Origin of the sequence: Coprococcus intestinihominis, assembly GCF_040096555.1 — a bacterium.
Classification (GTDB): Bacteria; Bacillota; Clostridia; order Lachnospirales; family Lachnospiraceae; genus Coprococcus_A; species Coprococcus_A intestinihominis.
On sequence record NZ_JBBMEK010000447.1, the window covers coordinates 1 to 1,283 of the forward strand.

Sequence of the window (1,283 nt, forward strand, 5' to 3'; positions counted from 1 at the left end):
ACCAATATGTGCGGCAGATATTATATTGATACTAACTGGCTGGATGAAATTGGTAATGTGGTATATAGTTTTGACATAGACTGGAAAATCTGTACAGAACAGTTTCAAGGTGATATCTTGCCAACAAACACAGCACCGATTATAGAGAAAACTGAGCATGGCTTGCAGCTGTCACTTTGTAAATGGGGGTTCCCCCTGCAAAAGGGAAAGAATCTGGTCATTAATGCAAGAGCAGAAACAGTTCTGGACAAGCCCTCTTTCAGTAATGGCATTTGGTATCATCGGATTGTGATTCCGGCCAGTGGATTCTATGAATGGAATCATTTAAGAGAAAAGAATACATTTAGCAGATCAAATGCGTCGGTACTATATTTAGCCGGTTTCTGTGACTGGTTTGACAATGAGCGGAGATTTGTGATTCTGACCACTGCGGCGAATGAATCAATGATCAAAGTCCATGATCGAATGCCGTTGATTTTGGAGAAAGAACAGATGGAAGATTGGTTTGATAATGAAAAGATGCAGGTCATTCTGCGTCAGGAACCGGTGATGCTGAAGAGACAGGCCGAATATGAGCAGCTGAGTTTATTTTCATAAAATGTTAATTTAGAGGAAAAGGGGCAAAAAAGTAATGCAGATATTTGTCGATGCGGATGCATGCCCGGTGGTTGCTATTGTAGAAAAAGTTGCAAAAATGCATGCAGTGCCGGTAACATTGCTGTGCGATACAAATCACGTATTATCATCTGGTTACAGCAAAGTTATTGTCGTCGGAGCCGGAGCGGATGCAGTGGATTATAAGCTGATCAGTATTTGTCGGAAGGGAGATATTGTTGTATCTCAGGATTATGGTGTGGCAGCAATGGCATTGGGAAAAGGAGCGTATGCCATTCATCAATCCGGTAAATGGTACACCAATGATAACATTGATCAGATGTTGATGGAACGCCATTTGAACAAAAAAGCCAGACGAAGTACGCATAAGAGCCACATGAAAGGACCAAGGAAGAGAACACCAGAGGATGATGAGCGGTTTGCACAGTCCTTTGAGAAAATGGTTTTGATGGCACAGGAAAGAATAAAGATTGTATAATAAAAGAATTCTACCTGATTTGCAGCAAAGAGGCGTTTTTGTCAGAGTAGACGGCAAGCGTTTTGGAAAATGGGTGATTAACGGAGGAGACGACTGATTAATGAAACCAACAATCAAAAAAGCATCCGTGCATATATCAATTAAAATATGTATAATTTTACAAAATTAATGAATAACACTTGCATAATTC

The 1,283-nt window shown here is 40.3% G+C and carries 2 protein-coding genes; both read left to right on the forward strand.

Annotated features, from left to right (window positions below; genetic code table 11):
• On the forward strand, window positions 1–597 hold a 597-nt coding region (locus tag WMO25_RS18115), incomplete at its 5' end, for an SOS response-associated peptidase (RefSeq protein ID WP_349086628.1).
• A 34-nt stretch (window positions 598–631) separates the two neighbouring features.
• Window positions 632–1,093, forward strand: coding sequence for a YaiI/YqxD family protein (locus tag WMO25_RS18120; RefSeq protein ID WP_349086630.1), 462 nt, complete (start codon window positions 632–634; stop codon window positions 1,091–1,093).
• Window positions 1,094–1,283: the final 190 nt, after the last annotated feature.